The sequence below is a fragment of the Flavobacterium sp. ZE23DGlu08 genome, assembly GCF_030505335.1.
Taxonomy (GTDB): domain Bacteria; phylum Bacteroidota; class Bacteroidia; order Flavobacteriales; family Flavobacteriaceae; genus Flavobacterium; species Flavobacterium algoritolerans.
In genome coordinates this window covers 3691362-3715038 of the sequence record NZ_CP130045.1, presented here as the reverse complement: position 1 = coordinate 3715038, position 23677 = coordinate 3691362, and the positions used below count along the sequence as shown (strand labels likewise).

The window sequence follows — 23677 nt, the reverse complement described above, 5'->3', positions numbered from 1 at the left end:
AAGATTCTTTTATCGTTTCAGTTGATAATTATAATCAACCACAATACCATCAATCAACATTTTAGAACCTTCATAGGTTATTTTACCGCCTGAAGGAACGCAAACAATAACCGTTGCACTTTCTGGTGCAATCTTTATTTTAGCCGAAGAAGAAACGTTACGGGTAACAAAACGTCCAGAAACTGTATTGTACAAATCCACTTTTTTTCCTTGTTCTGTTTGTATTGAAACTTTTTTCTTAGTTGTATGAGGATTATAATATAAAAAAGAAGGATAGGCTTTATCACTGTAAAAATCAGTAGCCAGCAAATTCAGTTGCAAAATTCCTTCAACATTTGTTTCTCGAATAATACTACCAAAGATACCTACGTGTCCACTGCCGTAAACACTAAACTGAGACTCCTTGGGATTTTGACCCAGTACCCAAAGTGGTCCATCTCCCTGAGCGACCGGTCCTTTTAAATTTTCATATTCCTTATAGCTGGATTGTTTAATAATACCTTCATAACCAATTACTCCTTTACTTACCTCAGCAAGTTCAGAGATTGTTTCATGTTCATCCGGCATGTGCTGCGGATAAAAAAAGCGGGATGCATTTGCGGCATTCAACATCCATTTCCCGATAGCTGTAGCATACGATTGGTTGTAGCGAACCATTGGAACCATTGGCCAAGCCATATCATAAGTATTCATCAAAAAGCCATAACCGCCATGATCTACTGTACTGCCAACCGTTCCTGAAATATCAAAACCATTCCAGTTACCCACCAATACTCCCCAACCTTCCCTACAAATTGCAGTTCCGTCAAAGGTCCAACCTAACATTTTATTCGTGTCGTATTGCTCTTTTCCTTCTTCAGCATTTATTCTTGCTGCTAAATAAGCGCCAAAAGGCATTAATAATTCGTACGTTGGATTTATTGGTTGAGACTGTAAAGCGGATAAAGCGCTTTTTGCTCCTTTTAAATATCGTGGATCACCAAACTTTTTATACGCTGCATACAAAACCCAAGCATGACCAGCGGCCGCATCGGGTTGTGCACAGATATTATTTTTCATGGGTTTCATTTTGCCATAATCAAAATAGGAATAATCATAATTCCCGTTCAAAATAGAATCGGCCTTGAAGAATTTTTCGGCTATGCTTTTAGCGATGACATCAAAACCCGGTTCATTCGGATATTTATCATAAACGGCATAAAATAAAAGATTTGGATATACATCATACCACCAGTCACGTCCATAACCGCCTCCTAATAAAGCAACTTCCGGACACGTGTTATTCATCATAATATCCCAACCCGTTTCCGAATTGAAATAATTTTTCAGCATACTTACATAGTTAAGATTTTGCTGCTTGGTTTTGTCAATTCCTACCAAACTCGCTCCTAATGTGGCCCCTATCGTGGCTAAAGCTTCATGAAACATTCCTTTATTGTTCGTTCCTTGTCGTACATCAGCCACAGCGGTATACAAACCCACAACGTCCTGAGGAAAATTCTTTTTGCTACTGTCTATCCATACCATTGGCCAATATTTGCCTTTGGCATTAAAATCATACACCGTACTATCAAAACTGACCGCCAGTTTTTTATAATCAATGATTTGAAATGGTTGTGGCAAGTTTGGCATTTGATCCACACGATCAATCTTTTGTTGTTTTACCTGCGCATTTGCATTTATTCCAAAAAGAATAAAAAACACACCGACGAAAGTAATTTTGAAAATAGTATTCATGTCTTAATTTGATTTAAGTTTAAACTAATTTGGTAGCTACATCTTCCAGGACTTTCATCTCTATTTCTTCGGGTACCTCAGGAGATAGTTTGTTCCCTTCTTTGATGATTTTTTTGCTTATATAAATAGAACACAATTGCAATAGAGCAATAATTCCAACCGCATAACGTAAAGCAAAATCTTCAGATACGCTGTAATATAATGCTAGAAATGTTCCTGCACCAAAAAGTCTTCCAACGTACAAACCTGCTTCATGGTTCAATATATAAGTAAACTCACCTCTTTTTTCAATGTGCGAAACAATATCAATCACTCTCAACTGAATAGGAAAATAAGCTAAATCCATTAATGGTTTCGCAATCAATAATAACAACAAAAATATAATTACTCCTGTCTGATTGTATAAAAATCCATTTAGACAAGCGCCAAGAGCAAAAAGAATAAGCCCTACAGAAAATATCTTTATTCTGTCAGAAGGTTTAGAAAAACGACCAATCAGGTAAATAATGATGGCCGCTAATACTGCTCCAATAGATTGTGCATTTCCCAATGCGCCTTCTTCACCCAATAATTTAAAAATAAGCATTGCAGGAGCAGTAACCAAGAATCCTTGTGCCAAACCTTTGAAAGTTGCCAAAGACAGTAACTTATTCCAAAGCGGATGGAATTTAAAAAAGATATATTGCTTTTGAGCCGGGTTTTCAAATTTACCTCTGAAACATACTACAGAAGCTAAAATCGTGATAAGAAAAACTATTCCTGTGATGATAATATAAGCATCGTGCTTCTCTGCATCACCAGTTTTTGATTGGATAAACCAACCTATTGTTGCTGGAATAATGATGGCAATAATCGTATAGATAAAAGTCTCTAGTCCATAGTAATAATTACGGTTTTTGTCATTTGTAATCGCTAATGCCAAATAATCTCTATTAGACCAATACAAACCAAAAGACATTCCCATTATAATTCCCGCTATTCCAATTCCGGTTAAATCTAATATCTCGAATGACATCATGACAATCATAGCCACACCACTAAGCATCATTCCGGCAGAATATAGTTTTCGAATATTGAAGTGTTTCAATAGAAAACCATTTAATATAAACGTAAGCGGTATGCCTGTATAAATAGCCAACTGATAAATAACTACTTTAGAAGTATCATTTGAGTTTCTCATGATGTAAGCGGCCACGAAAATATCAATAACTGGCAACACTAAAGCGTAAACTAAATTGGTAAAAATCAGGATGCGGAAATTTCGCGTTTGACTTTGAAAATGTTCAATTTCATTTTTAATTTTTTTAAACATAATCAAATTTTAAAAGTGAATAAATGTCTTTGATAGAAAACTTTGCACCACAAACAAACTCATCTGAAGCACCGTAATAAATGGTTAATGTATCCCCGTCAGGTTCTACGATGTGTCCATTTGTAAACACTACATTCCCGAAGAAACCGCTCAATTCGTAATCTGCCGTAGGAAACATAATAGGTTCTTCTGTTCTTGCAATAACTTTAGTAGGATCCTCCAAATCCATTAAAAAAGCACCTAAACAATATTGATGATTTTCATTAGCACCATGGTAAATTTCTAACCAGCCTTTTTCCGTTTTGATAGGAGCCGCACCAGCACCTACTCTTTTACTATCCCAAAGGCCTTTTCTTGTTTTGATAATACATTGGTGATTTCCCCAATGAATCGCATCCGGAGAAGAAGCAATCCAAATATAATTTCCGCCTATCTCAACACTGCTTGGACGATGCAAAGCATAATACATTCCATTCACCTTCTCTTCAAAAATGGCACAATCCTTATTATGGGGAGGCATAATCATTCCGTGTTTTTCGAAATTTTTCCAATCAGTGGTAGTACGTAAACCAACACCTACCCCATTATCTGACACAGAAGTGAAGCTCAAATAATATTTACCATCAATCAAAGCGACTCTACTGTCTTCGATACCAAAAGTCTCTAGCATTCCCTCTCCTACCAGTAGTGGATAATCTTCGGGTTCATAAAAATTAATCCCATCTTCACTGCATAACAATCTCAGGTGTGAAAGTGTCGTTAAATAATCTACCCCTTTGTAATTAATAATTCTAGCGTCACTGGCATCTAATTCCGAATCATCTTTAGCGATTTCAATAATTTCAGTAGTTCCTTTATCAGTTAATACCGGAAAAGAAATCACGCCTTCTTTTTGTTCTGGTCTTTCAGCAACCCTTACCAATAACCATGTTTTTCCATTATATTGAAAGACACCCGGATTTAGCAAACAGGTAACTTGTAGCCCTTCTATGCTTGCAGGCAAATCTTTTGGTGATAATAATGGGTTCTGTTCAAATCGTTTTGCAATGTCTTTCATGCTATTCTATTTTTTATTTTATTTTTAAAGTAGGAACTCATTCTAAGAATATGTTAGTGAATAGTTTATTAAAAATTCAACCTGTAAAATCAATGCTATTGCATTCATTTACAATTAAATAAAAAACCCCTTTTCCTTGAGGTTTATGAAGTTGGTATAAGCCTGTTGAAATTTCTAAAATTGTAAGTAGTAGTTTTGATTTTACTTTTTATTTTAATGCCAATTCAAATATAAAAATAAAGAAGTAGCAATTTTTAATATGCAACTGCTACTTCTTAAGGGATATTAATTAAACCAAACCACTTTAATTATTTATTAATATCCTGAATTTTGCGTTAGTGTTCCAGCTGATGCATCAATTTCTGATTGAGGAATTGGATACAAAATATGCTTGTCTTGGAAATTTTTGCCGTGGGCTGTCATAACTGCTTTTGCAATTCCCCATCTTTTTAAATCCATCATTCTTTGATTTTCAAAACCAAGTTCTGCTCTTCTTTCTGAAATTAACCAACCTTTTACTGTTGCTTTATCAGTTGATGCTGGTCTGTCTATTAAAGTCCCAACTGGAGCTGTTCCACCTGTAGCTGTTACCGAAGTTCTTGCTCTGGCTCTTATTTGATTGATAATAGCAATCGCTCCAGAATAATTGCCAGTTTCGTTAAGTGCTTCAGCTTTCCAAAGTAAGGCATCCGCATAACGCATATAAACCTTGTTAGTAGAAGCATCATCATTTCCTTTATTGGCCCCGTTCACACTTCCCAACATTTTATTTATATTCTGATTTGCAACATCAACGGTATAAAATTTTCTTGGGTCATTTGGCTCAAACGAATTTAAAAAATCGGTACTCGGTGCAAAGAAACCCCATCCTAAAGGAGCACAAATCCCATTACCTCTTCTCGGATTAGAATTTGATTGATGGTCGTAAGAAAAAATAACTTCGTTCTCTGCGTATTCTTTAGAGGCATTGAAATTATCAAAATAATTAGCATTTAAACTATAACCCAATGACGCTAATTCATCAACCAGAGTCACTACTTCTGACCACTTTTGTGTATATAAAGCTGCTTTTGCTTGAAGCGCAATCACCGCGCCTTTTGATGCTCTCCATTTTTCAGTGGTAGAAGAAAATTTGGAGTTTGGCAACAATCCTTTAGCCAAAGTTAAATCTGACTTTATTTGATCCCAAACTAATGTTTTATCGGTCCTAACTGCAACTTCAAAAGCTTCTTGGTAGGTTTTTACAGGACTTAAAATTAAAGGAACATCTCCAAAATTAGTTACCAATGAAAAGTAATAATTAGATCTAAGGAAATAGGCCTCACCTAACAATTGGTTTTTTCTGGCAGTACTGATTCCTGTAATAGTTTCAATATCTGCTTTTGTAAGTAATTCAATCGCGATATTCAGTCTTTTTATCCCTTCATAATTGTATTTCCACAATCCGTTTGGGCCTCCATTAGTTGATGTAAAAGTGAAGTTATTAATTTCATCCATCCAGGCCTGATCCCCATCTGAATTCCATTTTTTCTCCATATCATCTGATGCGATATCCTGCATGATATAATCATTTTGAAATACAAGACCTCCGGCCCAATCCCATTGTGCTAAAATATTCAATCGATTAGAGAGTAGCTCATACGAAGAGGCAACCGCGGTTTCAACTGTATTGAGTGTTGGTGTACTATTGGCCTGTTCCAAAGTTGTCAATCCAATAGGCTCTTGCGTAAGCTCATCTTGGCAACTTGCCATTGACAGCAAACCTAAAACTATACCCGTTTTAAATAAATTTTTCATAATTTATATTTTTTAATTTCTTATTTAAAGTTTTACTCTCACTCCAAAAATAAACGACTTAGATTGAGGATATGTTCCTTTGTCTATTAAAGAAGTCGACTCTGGATCCAAGCCTGTGTAGTCCGTAATTGTAAATAAATTTTGGCCTGACAAATACAAACGAAGGTCTTGTAAACCAATGATTGACTTGCCGAAAGTATACCCAAGTTCAATATTTTTTAATCTCAAATAGGAAGCATCTTCTACAAAAACACTAGAGACATTACCACCACCATTATTATTAAAAGTAAGTCGAGGTATAGTATTGCTTGTCCCTTCGCCATTCCAACTATCCAATACTGCTGTTGTAGAATTGAATGGGCGGCTATCATAATTTAGAATCTGTTTCAGATCATTATAACGATCAACACCTTCAACGCCTTGCAATAAAAATGAAAAATCAAAGTTTTTGTAACCTGCATTAAAATTGATTCCATACGTTACTTTTGGAATTGGATTACCAATAAAAGTTCTGTCATCGGCATTTATTTGTCCGTCACCATTTAAATCTTTAAACTTTATATCTCCTGGTTGTGTAGCATTTGAATTTGAAAACAAATGGGTGTTAACTTCTGCCGTGTTTTGATAGATTCCATCAAATTGATACCCATAGAACGAACTTATTGGTTGACCTACTTCCGTTTTTGTACGTGTAAAATCATCCGTTAAGTTCTTTACAAATTCTTGTAATTTATTTACCCTATTAGTTAATGTGGCAACATTAGCATTGATACCATACGTGAATTCATTGTCATTATTTTGAAAATTCACCCCAAATTCAAATCCCTTATTAGTAACTTCCCCTGCATTTACGAAGGTTCGTTGAATAACACCAACTGAAACTGCGGGTAAGCCTACGGTCAATAAAATATCATCAGTAGTTTTACTAAAATAATCTGCAGTAAATGACAATTTATTTTTTAAAATCCCTAAATCTAAACCAAAGTTAGTTTGCGTGGTCGTTTCCCATTTTAAATCCGGGTTACCGTAACGAATTACATTTATAACTCCTCCTGTTGACGATACCAGAGTCTCATATGCATTATTTGGTAATTCTTGATTTCCTGCCTGTCCCCAACTTGCTCTTACTTTTAAATTCGAAATCCAATCTGCTTTATCCATAAATCCTTCTTCAGATAGTACCCAACCTGCAGAAACTGAAGGAAAGTAACCCCATTTATTATTGGGTCCAAATCTCGAAGAAGCATCTGCACGTACTGTTGCTGTTGCAAAATATTTATTAGCATAGCCATACGTTCCTGAAGCAAAATAAGATAATAAAGCCCAGTTACTGGCTGATCCGGAATTATAAATATTTACTAAACTTCCATAATCAAGGTATCTGAAGGCATCGGTAGTATTATCAAAATTTTGTCTGCTACCGCCAATTGCAGCGGATTTACTGGAAATACTTTCCATTCCTAACAATAGATTTACGTTGTGCAAATCATTAAATGTCTTTAAATAATTTAACGTGTTGGTGAACGTGAATGCCATGTCTTGTCCTCTATTTTCGTCTAAACCATTAGGTCGGTTATTTCTTCCTAAGCCAAAAAATGGATTAGAAGTATCGCTGATATTAGAATCTCCATAGTTTGATGCGAAATTTTTATTATGAGTAAACCGAATATCCACACCCAAATTACTTTTAAACTTTAAAGATTTATCTTTTAGCAAGGCATATTCACCAAAAACATTTCCAAAAGTTTGAAACGTATTTCTTTTATCATCTGTAAAATGAACTATAGCAATTGGATTGGAACCAAATTCATAAATTTTACTCCATCCCTCGTTGGGTCCAGTGTAAAAAGGTAAATCAGTGTATGGATTACTGGCAGAATACGTTGGGTCGTTTACATCTTTATACACTCCAATTACTGGTGTACGAATCAATGCTTGACGAATCACACCAGGTACATCACCACTGGAAGATAATTTATCCTGTTTTGCATAACTCAGCTGAATGTTAGTGCCTACTTTGAATCGGTCCGAAACATCAGCACTTACATTAGACCTAAAATTGAATCGCTGATACCTGTCGTTATTTTCAACTACAATTCCGTCTTGTCCAAAATATCCACCAGAAAATAAATACTGTACGTTTTCTGATCCCCCGCTCGCAGAAGCTTGGAAGTTTTTTGAGATACCGGTAGTAAATAATTCGTCCTGCCAATCTGTATCAGATAAATCAGTTCTATTTCTGTCAGCGGCATAAGGACTTACTGCTGATGCTGCATTTCCTGCCGTGTTATGCCAAGCTTGATCTTTTACAGTTAAATATTGATCCGTATTCAGCATTTTAGGAAGATTTGTAGCAAAATGAATTCCTGAAAAATAATCTACATCAAAACTGCTTCTTCCTTTAAGTCCGCTTTTAGTCGTAATCAAAACAACTCCTCCTGCAGCTCTCGAACCATAAATAGCACCCGCAGCGGCATCTTTAAGTACTGTCATCGTTTTGACATCAGATTGACTCAGGAACGATATATCTCGTGTGGGAACTCCGTCAACTACATACAAAACTTCATTATTACCAAGAGTCCCTTCTCCTCTGATACGCAATTTAATCCCATCGCCAGGTGCGCCTGTATTCGCAGCCACAAACACTCCTGCGATTTGTCCCTGCAATGCCTGAGCTACATCGGCAATTCTGGTTTTAGACAAATCTCCCATATCCACCGTGCTTATTGCACCAGTGATAGAAGCCTTTTTTTGGCTGGTATATCCTACCACAATTACTTCTCCTAATTTTTGTGAATCTTCAACTAAAACAACATTAACTGTACTATTTCCCTGAAAAGGAACTTCCTTAGTTACATACCCAATATAACTGAAAACTAAAATTGCATTAGCCTCTACATTATTGATGCTGTAATTACCGTCAAAGTCAGTTACCGTATTTATTTGGGTTCCCTTTACACTAATATTTACTTGTGGTAATGGACCGCTGTTATCCGAAACAACTCCCTTAACTGTTTGTGCACTTAGAACACTCCCTGATACTATTGTCCAAATTAAGAACAAATTATAAATCATATTTTTTCTCATTACTAGAAAGTATTAAATTGGTTAATAAACTGTGTTATTTTTTTCATGTCTATAAAAATTAGGTTAATTAAATACATTAATGTTTTTTTTTGGCTTAAATATCAGTTCATAAAAGTAAATATGGAGTATAAAAAAAGGTGTACACTATTTCATCAAAAGTGTACACCATACTGTAATACGCTGTTATTTAGATAATTAAATAGACCCCATATTATTTACCTCTAAACTTTAATTGATAATTCTTGGGTGTGGTATTATAGATTTTTTTAAACTCCCTGTAAAAGTAGGAGCGATTATTAAAACCGGATTGGTAACATACCTCTGAAACTGTTAATACATTTTTACGCAGCAGTTCAGCTGCATACTTTAAACGTATCGTTCGTATTAAATCCCCCGGAGTAAAACCAAATAGTTGTTTTATTTTTCGATACAATTGAGAATTACTGATGCCTAATTCTTTTTCAATAAATAAACTTTGCAAATTTTCATTATCGATATTGCGACGAATTAAATCAATAACCTTTTTTATAAAATCTTTATCCTCATAATTCACTGGAAGTTTCGAAAGGTTATCCGTAAGCGTTTCCTGTGAAAAATATTGCGAAATCAACTCTTTCTCTTCTAATAATTTTTGTATTCGTACCAATAAATGATCCGGATAAAAAGGTTTTGGAATATACGAATTGGCTCCACTATCCAGACCTTCAATTCTGTGAATAACAGAATCTTTTGCGGTAAGCATTATAAATGGAATGTGACAGGTATTTAAGTCCTGCTTTACTATTCTACAAAGTTCTACACCGTCCATTTCTGGCATCATAACATCACTTATGATAATATCAGGGAATGTATCTTTTAGTATTTCTAAAGCTTCTAAACCATTATAAGCAACTATTATTTTATACTTTAATTCCAATAAATCCTTGAGAAATAAATGAATTTCTTTTTCATCTTCGACTATCAAAATCACTTTTCTATTATCCTCCAGTTGTTCCAAAGATGAAATTTTATTAGAAATGTCATTTGAAGCATTTGGAATTTCTTCCAAAATATTTTTAAGATGCTGCGAAATCAAAATTGGACTTACTCCAGAATCCAATTCTTTTTCCGTAAAGGATTCTTTGTCACATGGCAGCAGAATTGTAAATCTCGTTTCTTCATTGGCAATACTTGAAACTTGAATTTCACCGCGTAATACAGTTACAAGCCTTTTGATGTAAGCCAAGCCAATACCGGTCCTAAACATATCAGTTTCTGAATTTCCATTGACACCAGGGACAAAAAATCTGTCAAATAACGACTCTAATTTCTGCTTTGAAATTCCTTTACCTGTATTTACAATGGTAATGTTCAATCGCTTTGAATTTGCCTCTTCGATATTAAATACGAGGTTTATTTTTCCTTTTACAGGAGTATATTTAAAAGCATTTGACATCAGGTTGAAAACAATTTTCTCGATTTTATCCTTGTCGTACCAACCTTGCAATGATGCGGGAAAATCCACTTTATACTCAATATTTTTATCTAATGCCCATTCATCAAACAATTCAGCTATTTGCTCCACTAAGTTCACAAGATCAAATTCTTTTACTGTAACTTCAAGGTAATCATATTCCGCTTTTCTAAATTCTAATAATTGCTGGGTCAGAAAAAGCAATCGTGATGAATTCCTTTGAATCATCTGAATATACTTCTGGTTTCTCTCATTGAGATTTTGTGTCTCCAATAATTTTTGAACGGGTCCAACAATTAATGTCAAAGGTGTCTGGAATTCATGTGCCACATTGGTAAAAAATGTAAGTCGGTTTTCATGAAGTTCTTCTTCACGTTTTCTAAAAAGAATATTTTGACTTAAAGACTGTCGTTTCTTGTAATAACTGAGCACAAACAAAATGAAAAGCATTACCAAAACAATGTAAATTACAATGGCAAGATTGGATTGCCAAAATACAGGTTTAATCCGGATATCAATTGCATGAACAGGTTTACTCCAAACGCCGTCGCTATTGGTCCATTTTATCCATAAAGAATAGTTCCCCTTAGGTACATTTGTAAAGGATATAATTCGCCTATTATTGATTGCATTCCAATTCTTATCAAAATTCTTTAATTGATACGCATATTGGCATTTTTCACTGTTTATATACGTTAAAGCAGCCATTTCAATGTCAAAAAAATTCTGATTGTGTTTTAAGACAATCGAAGGAGCTTCTTTAGAATTCGGCGAGATAACTAATCCCTGATAATAAGGAGTAGCTTGATTCTGACCGCTAATTTTATCTATAAAAATATCAGGAACTAGTGCTGACTCCTTTATATTCTGAGGCAAAAAATAATTAAATCCTTTGATTCCTCCCATAAAAACAAAGCCTGTCTTGGTGTTTTGGTAGAAAGCCCCATCGGCAAATTCATTATTCTGAAGCCCTTCATTTTTTGTATAATTAATAAATTTAAATCCATTGAGATTAAAGTTAGACAAACCAAAATTTGTACTAATCCAAAGATTCGATTTCTGATCCGATACAATTCCGTGAATAGTATTATTAGGAAGTCCCTCTTTATCCGTGAAACTTCTAAAAATAGCTTTCCCATCAGGCTTTAAATCTTCCAAAAGGTTTAATCCAAAACTTGTACCTATCCAAAGCCTGTTTTGAACGTCTTTCTGTAAACATAGAATATCGTTATTGGAAAGACTTTTTGGGTCGTCTTTTATATTTTTAAAGGTTTGAAATTTTTCCGTATTTTTGTCAAAAAGATTTAAACCGCCCAAACGAGTACCAATCCAAAGCTGGTTCTCATCTTTTGGTACAATAGCAAAAATAATTGTACTACTAAGCGTTCCTGTCTTATTGCTGGCTAGATATTGCTTGAAATCGGTTACTTTAAGTTGTGAACCAACACGCTCAATTTTGCAACGAATCATCCCAAATCCATTTGTCCCAAGCCAAACAAATCCTTTCTCATCTTGAAAAATTGAATAAATGGATTTAAAATAACTACACTCAGCACTTCCTAAAATTTGATTCCAATTAATAAGTTTAGAATATTTCAAATCAAAAATGGTTAATCCGGCTCCATCTGTTCCAATAAAAATCAAATCATTTTTTCCTTTGGATAAAGCATATACCGAATTGTTTATAGCACTGTTATTTTCATTGAAAGTAGAATACTGCAATGGATTATCTGGATTTAAATAAAAACCGGAATAGAAACGAAACAACCCTTTACCTTTTGTACCAACCCAGAATGAATTCCCTTCAACCTCCAGAAATGCGCGAACAATTCCCCCATCAAGCATGGGGACTTGTGCTTTTGTAACTAAATTAAATGATTTTTTAAGTGGGTACATCTTAAAAATTCCATCACCATCCGTTCCCGTCCAAATAATATTTTCACTCCCCTGGAATAAGGTTGTCACTTTTTGATTCTGCAGCAGTTTCAACCAAGATGTACTTCTTTTTTGTCCATTTTCGTCAATAATAAAATAACCTGACTTTCCTGAAAGGACAAGTCCATCAGAAACCTGACCAATACTATTTACAACATAATCTTCAGCAATTGTTTCACTCGTTTTGTTATAAACTGAATATAATCTTGCCTTTCCATCAGTAGAAATAAGACAAATTTTTTGTTTTGAAACAGTATTAAATGTTCGAATACCTTTGGAAATTAATGTTGCTTTCGAAATTGCTTTTTTTTGGTTACCCAAATCCTTAATTGACATTGAATACAAATCATTGTTTGCAAACAACACCAAAAGTTCGCCAGTAGATGCGAATTCCATTTTTTGTACTGCCGTGGAAGGAAACTTTTTATTATCTAATACTTGAAAAACCGAGCCATCAAAATATCCAATTCCCCAATCCTTAACCGCACAAAAGACATTTTTCGAACTATCTAGTGCCATATTAAATTCTGATTCGGAGAGTGGTGGTGTATTGGCTCTGGAAAAATAATACCGGTGAAAAGTTCCTGTCTTTTTATCAAATCTATTGATACCGTGAATGGTTAATATCCATATTTGGCCTGTTTTATCCTCGGCTATTTTAAGAATAACCTGATTGCTCAAGCTATTTTCATTATCAAGTTCCGGTCTAAAAATTTTAAAATTACTTCCGTCGTATCTGTTGAGTCCGTCCCAAGTTCCTATCCAAAGTAAATTTTCAGAGTCCTGAAAAATAGCATTTACGGAACTGTTTGAAAGTCCTTTTGTATTGTCTAATTGCTCTGTAAAGTATTTAATATTTGGGGTCAATGATGCAACTAGAGATTTCTTCTTAATTAAATTAAGTGATTTTGCGTCAATTGATTCCGTTGTGTCTTGTTTTGTATCAGTTCCCTGATGTTTACAAGATAAAACGCTCATAAAAATTAAGCTAATAAATAGAATTTGGATTTTCAATTTGGATTTTAGTCTGATTGTTTTGATCTTATCGAAATTAATAATACCGTATTGTAGGTACTACTGCATCTATTATTTCCTTTTTTTCTCTTTCAGCTTGCAGACAAAAATTGATTACTCTAAGTGCCCCTAAATTTCTATAAGAGTAGCTGTTTTTTTTAAAGAAATTGAAGTATTTAATAATTTCTCAAATATACAAAAAAGTCTTAAACACAAATACTATTGATAATAAGCAGCATTTGTACTAAATCATTAATACTAAAAATTCTTAGTTGTCTACAAAGTTCTTCTTCAAGGAGGGAAACAATAAATACTGGCCATACTAAGTTAAAGTGGATGCAGGCTTACGAAAAATTTAATATTTTTACTGCAGCCTCTTTTTTAAAGTAAGATTCTATCCCTTGTTTTAAATTCCGAATTCATTATATTATGATACAATATTAATCCTACTCCATAAATCCGACCTTAATCTCAATCAACATATCCATGCTAGCCTGAACCGTATTTTCGAAAAACTCAGCCATAATTTTTGCTATTTCACTACTGGCAGGGCTTACCGTATTCTTATCCAGCAGAGCTGCGATTCTGGTAAACAACTCTTCATTCAGTCTTGCTATTTTTGCCATATCCCGACCCATAACGCGTGCAGCCAGCATATCGAGTTCTTGATCTTGACCAAATAAATCGAGATGGTTTGTATAAATCTCTTCGGCATACATGTCGAAGAAGTGCTTTAAAATCTTACCGATGTCTTTGATATCGTCCCTACGGATTTCAGGTCGGTCCTCATATGCCATCAACTTTAACAATACTATTCCTGGAAGCGTGCAGAATTTAAAGTGGTGCTTTCCTTCCAGTTCTGCTTCCGGAAGTCCTGCATCATATATTTCCTTAAAACCGGGAACACTAACATCTGTAAGACCGGTGCCTTCGACCCTTACATGAGATCCTTTACCTTCTATCTCGCCAAACGGCAGTAAATCAACTTGAATGTAACTTTTCCACACCAGTACAAATGCATTGCCTTTGTATGGATGGAATCCTTCAGCCTCTATCAGATATTTTTTTAATTCTTCATAGGTTCCTTTATCATTGATGAAAACAGCAAAATCTATATCTCCCGTAATACGGCTTGGCGGAATGTCATTTATTGCGGACATCCAAACATCGCGTGCCACTGCCCCAACGAGATAAAAATCTATACTAAACTTTTTTAAACCCCTCTCTAATGCCGTAAGCATTTCTGAAAGTTTTGCTTCTTGCCTTAATTGCTTAAAACTTATCTTGTAGATACTCATCGTATATTTTTTGTGCTGTTTCTGTACATCTTCTATCTCCCTTATTCATTAAATCGGCATATGCCAAAAGTGGATGCACTGCATTTTCGTTTGCTTCATCATGTTTCCAGAATTTCTTAAATACCTTGACGTTTCCTTGCTTGTCCGGAACCAATCTATAGTTCCTGATCAAATCATTCCACTCTTCTGCGGTATAAATTGTCAACTCTTCCGGACGCAGGTAATTGGTATAAATTGCCCCGGCAGGTTCTCCGCCCCAATATGTTTTTTGGTTTTTAAGAGGGATTCCTCTCCAATTGTAAAAATCTTCTTCCTTCAGAAACCTGAATGTACCAATATTTAACGTTGGCTTAAGGCGTTTCTCATATTCCAAAATCCATTTTTCCAACAGTTGCTTTTTATTTTCCAACTTCTGCTCATTCTTTGTCAGCTGTAAAAGAAAACCTTCCTGTGCCAGCCCATTGAATATATTATTGATATTACCCAAGCCTGTACCGGTGCGTTGCGCTATTTCACGATATGGCCGATTTACCCATTCTTCTTCAATTAGAAACTGGAATATGACCTGCAGCCCAGTCTTTGTAAAAGCACGGTTGCCGCCTGTAGTTGCAGTAACCTCATTTTTCCTGCCGTCAATATTAATGTAAAGACCATCCATTACCAGGAACATGTTTCCGCTTGCCTCCAAGTAATTGATTTGCTTTTCCTTTAACTCCTGCTTAACCTTAGGAAATATACGATCAGCAACTATCATAAATGGTGCTTCATTACGTGCCTTATCCTCCATAATAGTAAGATGCATTCCACGTAGTTCTTTTTTAACTTCTACATTTAATACAACAGCTGGATGATGCTTCATATGAAGCGTCAGCTTTCCATCAATGAAACCATCATTAGCTGCTTCTCTCCATTCAGCCCGTATCTCATCTTTATGAAGACTATGTATTGCGTTCTGTATAATGTACTGCTCGTTCATCTTGTTCACTTTATATTTATGTTCACGAAAACGTGAACACTTAACATTAGTGAACAAATGTATAATTATTTAGCTATATTAACAACATCAGCATCAACTTTTCATATTACAGCTACATCTAATATATAATCAATACCTCTATCAGCAGTACCAACAGCAGCTATTTGTGCTGTAACTACATCTAATAATAATAATAATAATAATAATAACTCTATCAGCAGCAGTTTTAAAAAAAATCTAAACATCGATTTAGAGCTTTGGTCATATTGATGAAATTTTCTGATCATTAAAACCATTTCCCAATCTCTTCATTACTTCCCGGTCATTTTTAAATTCAATAACCAGTATGCTTTTGTCTCATTTCAGCAGCAAAGGTAATTCCGTGTTCTTAACGCAATAGCAAGGCCAGGCCCTTCAGGTTTGACAAAAAATCTCCACCCATCCGTGTTGTATTTTTTTGTCAAAACCTTGCTATTGCTAAACACTAACCTTTTTATGCTCCTGAAACGAAACATAGCATACTCCGGCTCTTTAGACGAATAAAAAAAATGTCAGCAATGAAAAGTAAAATATTAAAAATGGATTTGATGAAACAAAACAGCACCTCCTCTCATTGCCGAATAAAATTTCAAAAAAAATTAATCACTAAAAATCGTAGAAATTATGAACATCACAGGAAGAGTGACAGCGGATGCGCAGGTACGCAACGTGTCGAACAGCAAAACAGTAGTAAACTTTTCGGTAGCTATCAACGACAGCTACAAAAACAAAGTGGGCGAACGCATAGAGCAGACAACGTATTTCGACTGCGCATACTGGCTTAGCCCAAAAGTAGCGCAGATACTCACAAAAGGTACGGTGGTAGAACTTACAGGCAAAGTGACCGCAAGAGCGTGGACAGGCAGTGACGGACAACCGCACGCAGGACTGAATTACAACACCTCGCAAATCAAACTGCACGGGGGAGGTAAAAAAGTAGATACGGTACAAGCTCCTACAGTAAACAACAATGACGATACAAAGGACGACCTCCCATTTTAACAACGAGTATCTAAATAATATTTAAACTTTTTAAATCATTTAATCATGGCACATAATATCAATTTCAACAGCACAACAGGACGTTATTCATTCTTTAGCGTACAAGAAAAAGCATGGCACGGTTTGGGGCAAATTGTAGAGCAATACCCAACAAGCGAAGAAGCTATAAAACATGCAGGATTAGACTATGAAGTCATCAAAACACCGCTATATACAAAATGTTCGGGCATTATTGAAACGGCAAACGATATAGAAATAGGCAACAACGAACTGCACGTTCCCAACTACTTTGCCAATATCCGTACCGATAACAATGCCGTATTGGGTGTGGTGGGTAAAGATTACCACATCGTACAAAACCGTGAAGCGTTCAATTTCTTTGATGCTATTGTAGGCGGTGACGAGGGAATATTGTATGAAACCGCAGGAGCATTGGGACAAGGGGAACGCATCTTTATCACTGCCAAACTACCCGACTATATCCGAGTAGGAAATGGCGATGATGTAACGGAAAAGTACATTTTCTTAACCACTTCACACAATGGCAGTGGAAGCATAACAGCAGCCTTCACCCCTATCCGTATTATTTGCCAAAATACCCTTAACGCCTCGCTTCGTTCGATGAGTAATGTGGTACGCATCAAACATACTTCGGGAGCAAAACAGCACTTGGAAAATGCCCACAAGGTTATGGGATTAGCGCATACCTTAAGCAACCAGTTAGAAGGAATATTCAACCAGTGGGCTAAACTAAAGGTTACTGACCAAGAAGTAAAAAAACTAATCCAATTGGCTCTTTGCCCGAACAAGGAAACATTGGATTTGCTTAAAAAGGGTGCGGACGATGAAGTTTCCACCGTGTTCAAAAATGTGGTGCAAGATGCCTTTGCATACGCTATGACAAGCGACACTCAACAAATGGATACCACCAAAGGCACATTGTTCGGGGCGTACAATGCTGTGACAGGCTACTATCAGAATGTACGCAATTACAAAGATGATGAAGCCAAGTTACAAAGTATTGTAATGGGTGGAACAGCTCAAATCAAATCACAGAAAGCATTTGAATTATGCACTTCTTTCGATAAAATCGGTGCAGACGTATTCAATTTCAATTAATCTGAATGTATAACCACAGGCGACCGCCTTCGGGTGGTTGCTTTTAAATAGCAAAAAATGAAAGTAACAGATTTAAACGGTTGCCCTATTGAAGTAACAGACCTTAAAGAAGCAATCCGTATAACCAAACAGTACAAAAAATACATGCACGAAGATAAAAGCTACTCCGATTTTGATAAAAGGCAGAACACCTATTGGACAGATATATACGAGAAGTTAACAGTAATAAAAGAGCCATGTAAAAACAATTAAATTTTTAGAACGATGAACACAAATTTTTTCAATCAGATAGCGCAAATGGGCATTACAGGAGATTTACAACTCACTATATCAAAGGGTATAGAAAACAACCTTATTGTTTCTATAATACTTCAAAATGAGCAATGTGGAGATAACGCAAAACAACTGATACCACCACTTAATCTAAGGGGAACGGCAGAAGAATTGGATGAGGGATTTTTTCAGCAGATAACAACTCCTTTGCAAACCGCTTCAGGTTTAATGGTAAATATGGAAGCCTTTATGAAACAGTTGGAAGAAGCTAAAAAGCAATCGGCAATGGAAAAGGAAAAATCCGACACACAAAAGAAAGAACAGGAAGCCAAAGACAAGAAGTTTAAAGACGGTATGGTAAAGGTGGAAAAACCAGTCAAATTGACCATCCTATTCCAGTGCAAATTGACCACCAGTTTCGGAGCAAACTGACCACCACTTTCCAGTTCAAATTGACCACCTAATTTTGGGGTACAATTGATCATCAAAAACTACTTACTTTTTCATGTTGTTAGCACCATACATTCGTTAAAAAAAGACGGATTATGGCAAACAAAATAACAGACATGAGTAAAATTAGAAAAGCAATTAAGTTCTACTGTAACGGAAAAAGTAAGTTATTCATAAGTAAGTACTTATCTCTTTCTAGAAATACGGTAAAGAAGTATATTTCTTTATTTGAAGTGCTAGGATTAAGTTTTGAAGTAATTAGTGAAAAAACTGATGCTGAGTTAGAACTTTTGTTCTCACACACTACCGTGGAATCAATCAGTCCCAAACTGCAGCTTCTTTATGATTTTTTTCCTAAAATGGAACGCGAACTAAAAAAAGTTGGCGTTACCATACAGCACATGTGGGAGCAATATATTGTCCTAAATCCTAATGGTTACCGAAGCTCGCAATTTGGACATCATTATAAAATATGGAGCAAACGAGTCAATCCAGTGATGCACATGAATCACAAAGCGGGTGATAAAATGTATGTGGATTATGCTGGAAAAACACTCTCCATCATTGATAAAGACACGGGAGAAATTAAAGAAGTACAATTTTTTGTAGCCATATTAGGAGCCAGTCAATACACCTATGCCGAAGCTTCCATGAGCCAACAAAAGGAAGATTTTGTTACATCGGTAGAAAATGCTATGCGTTTTTTTGAAGGTACTCCTGCGGCAATTGTTCCGGATAATTTAAAATCTGCAGTGATAAAAAGCAGTCGTTTTGAACCCACCATTAATGAAACCTTGGCTGATTTAGCCGAACATTACCAAACTACAATCTTGCCTGCCAGGGCTTATAAACCCCGAGACAAATCATTGGTTGAAGGAGCTGTTAAGATCTTGTATCGAAGGATTTATGTAAATCTAAAAGAAACTAAATTCTTTTCTCTGGAAGAATTAAACCAGCAAATATGGGATTTATTGGATGCTCATAACAGTCGAAAACTCACAGGACGTCCGTACTCTCGGATAGAATTATTTTTAGAAGATGAACAACAAAAACTAAGTCCATTACCACAAGAACGTTTTGAAATCAAATACCAATCCTTTGCAACAGTAATGCAAAATGGGCATGTTCAATTAAGTCAGGACAAAAATTACTATAGCGTTCCGTATCAATATGTCAAGAAAAAAGCGAAACTATTGTATACCAAATCAACGGTAGAGATCTATCACAAATACAATCGAATAGCCATCCATCCAAGGAATTACAAACCTTATATCTATACCACAATCCCGGAACATATGGCTAGCACGCATCAATTTGTAGCTCAGTGGAGTGCTGCCCGCTTCATTGATTGGGCCAGTAGTATTGACGAGTCAGTAGCAGAATATATTATGCAAATAATTGAAAGTAGAAACCATCCTGAACAGGCTTATAAAAGTTGTTTGGGAATATTAAACTTCGAGAAAAAGGTAGGGAAAGAGCGATTAATAAATGCCTGTAAGCGGGCACTTGATTTTAAAATTTACAATTTTAAGACCATTCAAAATATTTTAGAAAACAACTTAGATCATATCGAATTTGAACAAGAACCTGAGCAGGAACTTCCAATTCACGCTAACATAAGAGGAAAACAGTATTATAATTAAATTAAAACACAGTAATCATGAATGAATCCACAGTAACAAAAATGAAACAAATGAAGCTTTACGGCATGCACAATGCTTTTAAAACAGCCATTGAAAGCGGAAAAACAGACCATTACACGCTCGATCAGTTTGTATCGATGCTTATTGATGCCGAATGGGATGAAAGGCACAATCGGCGTATTGCCCGCAGTATCACCAACGCCCGATTCCATTACAAATCAAATATTGAAAGTATCAATTTTGACCAAACCCGTAATCTGGATCGAAATACCATACTGCGTCTGGCAGAATGTGAATTTGTCGAAAAAAATGAAAACATTTTAATAACGGGAAGCACTGGTGTAGGCAAAAGTTATTTAGGCACAGCATTAGGTTATCAAGCCTGTATCCAAGGTTTTAAAGTAAGTTATTTTAATACTTCGAAGCTGTTTGCTAAATTAAAAATGGCCAAAGCAGATGGTTCTTACCTGAGAGAATTGGCCAAAATAGAACGGCAAGATGTTATTATATTAGACGATTTTGGACTCCAAGCTTTGGATAGCAGTAACCGAATTACCCTTTTAGAGATCATTGAAGACAGGCATAATAACGGTTCTATCATTGTAACCTCACAAATCCCAGTGCAAGGCTGGTATGACATCATTGGAGAAAAAACCATAGCTGATGCAATTTTGGATAGGCTGATACATCAATCTCATCGACTCGAATTACATGGAGAATCTATGAGAAAAAAAAGAGGGATAAACAAAGGATAATATTTAAGTATATTTGAACACTAATTAACAGATGAAAAAGAGTAGTTTTTAATGAAAAATGGGGTGGTCATTTTGCCCCGGAATTGGGTGGTCATTTTGAATTGGAATCAGGTGCTCACTTTAAATTGGAATTGGGTGGTCAATATCACTGGAATTTGCAATCATAGTGGCTATATGGAGTGTTAAGCAAGAAAACATTTTAATATTTGCAAGTTCGTTACTTACTGTTTTTGGTGTAGCACTTTTTGCTGAAATGTCCATTCTTACGAATATTACAGCTTGCCTAATTCTTTTTTTCCAACACCCAATAAAAGTTGGTGATACCATAGCAATAACTTTTGAAGGGAAAGAAACTGAAGGTGAGCTAATAGATATTACTTACTTTTTTATCTTCATAAAAACGCCAAACAGAGGAGTATTAACAATCCCAAATGCCTTACTATTAAAAAGTTCATTTTTGGTAGTAGAAAAATCTATCAAAAATGAAGTTAATAAATAACAAACGAACGATACTATTTCTATTGAGTTTTATGATTTATCCTACGATAACTTATGCACAGCAATTCGATTTAGGCTCTTGGAATATATTAAATATCAAATACAATCACAATGACAAACTAAGCTTATTTGGCGAAGCACAATTGCGTTCATTAAAATTTTACAACGACTTTCACTATTACGAATATAAAGGCGGTATAAACTACAAAGTTCATAAAAATGTAAATTTGACATTAGGAGCAGGTAGCTACCAAACATATAAAGAAGGAGGCAATTTTGTTCTACCAAAAAATAATGACGAATTTAGACTTTGGCCACAGGTAATACTTTTTCAATCAGTCGGTAAATTTAAAATAGAACAACGATACAGAGCAGAATTGCGATGGACGAGCAATGGCTACCGTAACCGTTTTCGTTATAGATTAGGTGCATCTTATCCATTTGGGAAAGAACGAAATGGGTACAAACCTTTTCAGACAAGCATTAGTAACGAATTGTTTTTTACCGACAACGAGCCTTACTTTGAACGGAACAGAATACAAATGACACTGAACTATAAACCTTCAAAAGGCTCAACAATCCAATTGGGGTACTTACATCAGTTCGACTATAAAATAAATGATGAAACAGGTCGGGACTTTCTTGTAGTAGGTTTTTATTTTGAACTGTTCCGAAAATTGGCAACAAAAATAGAAACAGAAAATGAGCTTAAAGACAATTGACAATATGAGAACGCCAGTACCTAACAGCTAAGCTTTCGTTGCGTGCGTAGCACGAACAATGAAAGCTGTGTTGAACGGAACCACTCTACATCCATACCTTATGGGTTTTTCGATAAATGTGTAAGAAGAATTTCAAGAGGCATCAACGCTAGCTTTTTTTAGGCTAGCGTTTGGCGTTATGATGGTTTTAAGTCTAATACGATTTGTGAGTTACGGTTGGATTGATAAATTTTATATCCAACCCCAATTTCACTTTACGTATTATGGTTTTGAGTGGGTAAAGCCTTTAGGAATTTATACTTATTTATTGTTTTTTATTTCAGGATTAGCTGCCTTATTTGTCGCCATTGGATACAAATATAAATTATCGATCATTACCTTTTTCCTGAGCTTTACCTAAATAGAATTTATGGATAAAACCACTTACCTAAACCATTATTATTTTATTACGGTTGTGAGTTTTATAATGATTTTTCTGCCGGCAAACGCCTATTTTTCTGTTGATGCCTATAGAAATCCAAAAAGTGCCTTTTAGAAAATCCCGAGTTGGACTATTGATATTTTAAAATTGCTGTTAGGAATTGTCTATTTTTATGCAGGTATAGCAAAACTCAATTCCGACTGGCTTTTTAAAGCCATGCCACTCAAAATATGGTTGCCAAATAATTCAAATTTACCAATAATTGGTTCTTTATTAAACGAGAATTGGGTGCATTATGCTTTCAGTTGGACAGGAATGATGTACGATTTAAGTATTCCTTTTTTATTACTTTATAAAAGAGCCCGATTATTCGCTTTTGTTTTAGTGGTAGTATTTCATATTTTGACTAGAATTCTTTTCCCAATTGGTGTTTTTCCATTTATAATGATTGTAAGTTCATTGCTCTTTTTTGATGCGGATTTTCATAAAAAGTGTTTCCTAACTGTTTCAAAATTATTCAATTTCAGTATAACTTTCTTTGAGAACGGAAAAGAAAAAATTCAGAATTTCAATGGGATTTATAAAATTAAAATCGCCTTTTTAACCTCTTTTATAACTTTCCAACTACTGTTTCCTTTTCGATATGTATTGTATCCAGACGAATTATTTTGGACAGAGGAAGGATTTCGGTTTTCGTGGCGCGTGATGCTTATGGAAAAAGCCGGTTATACACAATTTAGTGTTACCGATGCGAAAACAAAAGAAAATATAATGGTAGATAACAGTCATTTCTTAACCACTTTTCAGGAAAAACAAATGTCTTTTCAACCGGATTTTATTTTGGAATACGCACATTTTTTACACGATTATTACCAAAAACAAGGTATTTATAACCCGGAAGTTAGAGTAGAAAGCTACGTCGCTCTCAATGGAAGATTAAGTCAAAAATATATCAATCCAACAATAAATTTAACCAACGAAAATGAAACATTCCATCACAAAACTTGGATATTACCTTTTAACGATGAAATTAAAGGATTTTAGTTACATCCTGTTTTTATTGTTTACAATAGATAGTTTTTCCTAATA

15 protein-coding genes and 2 pseudogenes are annotated in these 23677 nt (G+C 35.1%); 9 read left to right on the top strand and 8 right to left on the bottom strand.

The window, feature by feature from the left end; genetic code table 11:
- Positions 1-9 precede the first annotated feature (9 nt).
- The 8 genes from Q1W72_RS16190 to Q1W72_RS16155 all read right to left on the bottom strand — a co-directional run bounded on the left by Q1W72_RS16190 (position 10) and on the right by Q1W72_RS16155 (position 15666).
- Positions 10-1737: a hypothetical protein gene (locus tag Q1W72_RS16190; protein ID WP_302136435.1), complete on the bottom strand. Its 1728-nt coding sequence runs from the start codon at positions 1735-1737 to the stop codon at positions 10-12.
- Positions 1738-1756: 19 nt separating this feature from the next.
- Positions 1757-3049, bottom strand: coding sequence for an MFS transporter (locus Q1W72_RS16185; RefSeq protein WP_302136433.1), 1293 nt, complete (start codon positions 3047-3049; stop codon positions 1757-1759).
- The gene (locus Q1W72_RS16180; protein WP_302136431.1) at positions 3042-4106 is read right to left on the bottom strand and encodes a glycoside hydrolase family 130 protein; all 1065 of its coding nucleotides are present in this window, start codon (positions 4104-4106) and stop codon (positions 3042-3044) included. Before Q1W72_RS16180 ends, Q1W72_RS16185 begins: the two co-directional genes overlap by 8 nt.
- Before the next feature lie 315 nt (positions 4107-4421).
- Positions 4422-5903, bottom strand: coding sequence for a RagB/SusD family nutrient uptake outer membrane protein (locus Q1W72_RS16175; RefSeq protein ID WP_302136430.1), 1482 nt, complete (start codon positions 5901-5903; stop codon positions 4422-4424).
- Between the two features lie 24 nt (positions 5904-5927).
- Entirely contained in the window at positions 5928-8990 is a 3063-nt protein-coding gene (locus Q1W72_RS16170; protein ID WP_302136428.1) for a TonB-dependent receptor, read from the bottom strand.
- A 211-nt stretch (positions 8991-9201) separates the two neighbouring features.
- Entirely contained in the window at positions 9202-13356 is a 4155-nt protein-coding gene (locus tag Q1W72_RS16165; protein WP_302136426.1) for a two-component regulator propeller domain-containing protein, read from the bottom strand.
- Positions 13357-13838: 482 nt separating this feature from the next.
- Positions 13839-14690 carry a hypothetical protein gene (locus Q1W72_RS16160; protein WP_302136424.1) on the bottom strand — a complete coding sequence of 284 codons (852 nt, stop codon included), beginning with the start codon at positions 14688-14690 and terminating at the stop codon, positions 13839-13841.
- On the bottom strand, positions 14665-15666 hold the full coding sequence (locus Q1W72_RS16155; RefSeq protein ID WP_302136422.1) for a type IV toxin-antitoxin system AbiEi family antitoxin: 1002 nt from the start codon (positions 15664-15666) through the stop codon (positions 14665-14667). Before Q1W72_RS16155 ends, Q1W72_RS16160 begins: the two co-directional genes overlap by 26 nt.
- A gap of 663 nt (positions 15667-16329) precedes the next feature.
- Between Q1W72_RS16155 and Q1W72_RS16150 the strand changes: the two genes are divergently transcribed.
- The 9 genes and pseudogenes from Q1W72_RS16150 (at position 16330) to Q1W72_RS16110 (ending at position 23632) form a co-directional block, all read left to right on the top strand.
- Positions 16330-16707, top strand: a complete 378-nt coding sequence (locus tag Q1W72_RS16150) for a single-stranded DNA-binding protein (protein WP_302136420.1) — start codon at positions 16330-16332, stop codon at positions 16705-16707.
- A 45-nt stretch (positions 16708-16752) separates the two neighbouring features.
- A complete protein-coding gene (locus tag Q1W72_RS16145) occupies positions 16753-17826 on the top strand; it encodes a DUF932 domain-containing protein (protein WP_302136418.1) in 1074 nt (357 codons plus the stop codon).
- A gap of 57 nt (positions 17827-17883) precedes the next feature.
- Entirely contained in the window at positions 17884-18078 is a 195-nt protein-coding gene (locus Q1W72_RS16140; RefSeq protein ID WP_086452617.1) for a hypothetical protein, read from the top strand.
- A 12-nt stretch (positions 18079-18090) separates the two neighbouring features.
- Positions 18091-18471, top strand: a pseudogene (locus tag Q1W72_RS16135) (PRTRC system protein E); the annotation flags it as partial.
- 173 nt (positions 18472-18644) lie between these two features.
- Entirely contained in the window at positions 18645-20192 is a 1548-nt protein-coding gene (istA, locus tag Q1W72_RS16130; RefSeq protein ID WP_158730039.1) for an IS21 family transposase, read from the top strand.
- 17 nt (positions 20193-20209) lie between these two features.
- Positions 20210-20947 carry an IS21-like element helper ATPase IstB gene (istB, locus tag Q1W72_RS16125; RefSeq protein WP_113667236.1) on the top strand — a complete coding sequence of 246 codons (738 nt, stop codon included), beginning with the start codon at positions 20210-20212 and terminating at the stop codon, positions 20945-20947.
- A 166-nt stretch (positions 20948-21113) separates the two neighbouring features.
- Positions 21114-21446 carry a mechanosensitive ion channel domain-containing protein gene (locus tag Q1W72_RS16120; RefSeq protein ID WP_302136412.1) on the top strand — a complete coding sequence of 111 codons (333 nt, stop codon included), beginning with the start codon at positions 21114-21116 and terminating at the stop codon, positions 21444-21446.
- Complete coding sequence (locus Q1W72_RS16115; RefSeq protein ID WP_099715219.1) at positions 21430-22167, top strand: DUF2490 domain-containing protein; 738 nt, start codon at positions 21430-21432, stop codon at positions 22165-22167. The genes Q1W72_RS16120 and Q1W72_RS16115 overlap by 17 nt, the downstream gene beginning before the upstream one ends.
- Positions 22168-22345: 178 nt before the next feature.
- Positions 22346-23632, top strand: a pseudogene (locus Q1W72_RS16110) (HTTM domain-containing protein).
- Positions 23633-23677: the final 45 nt, after the last annotated feature.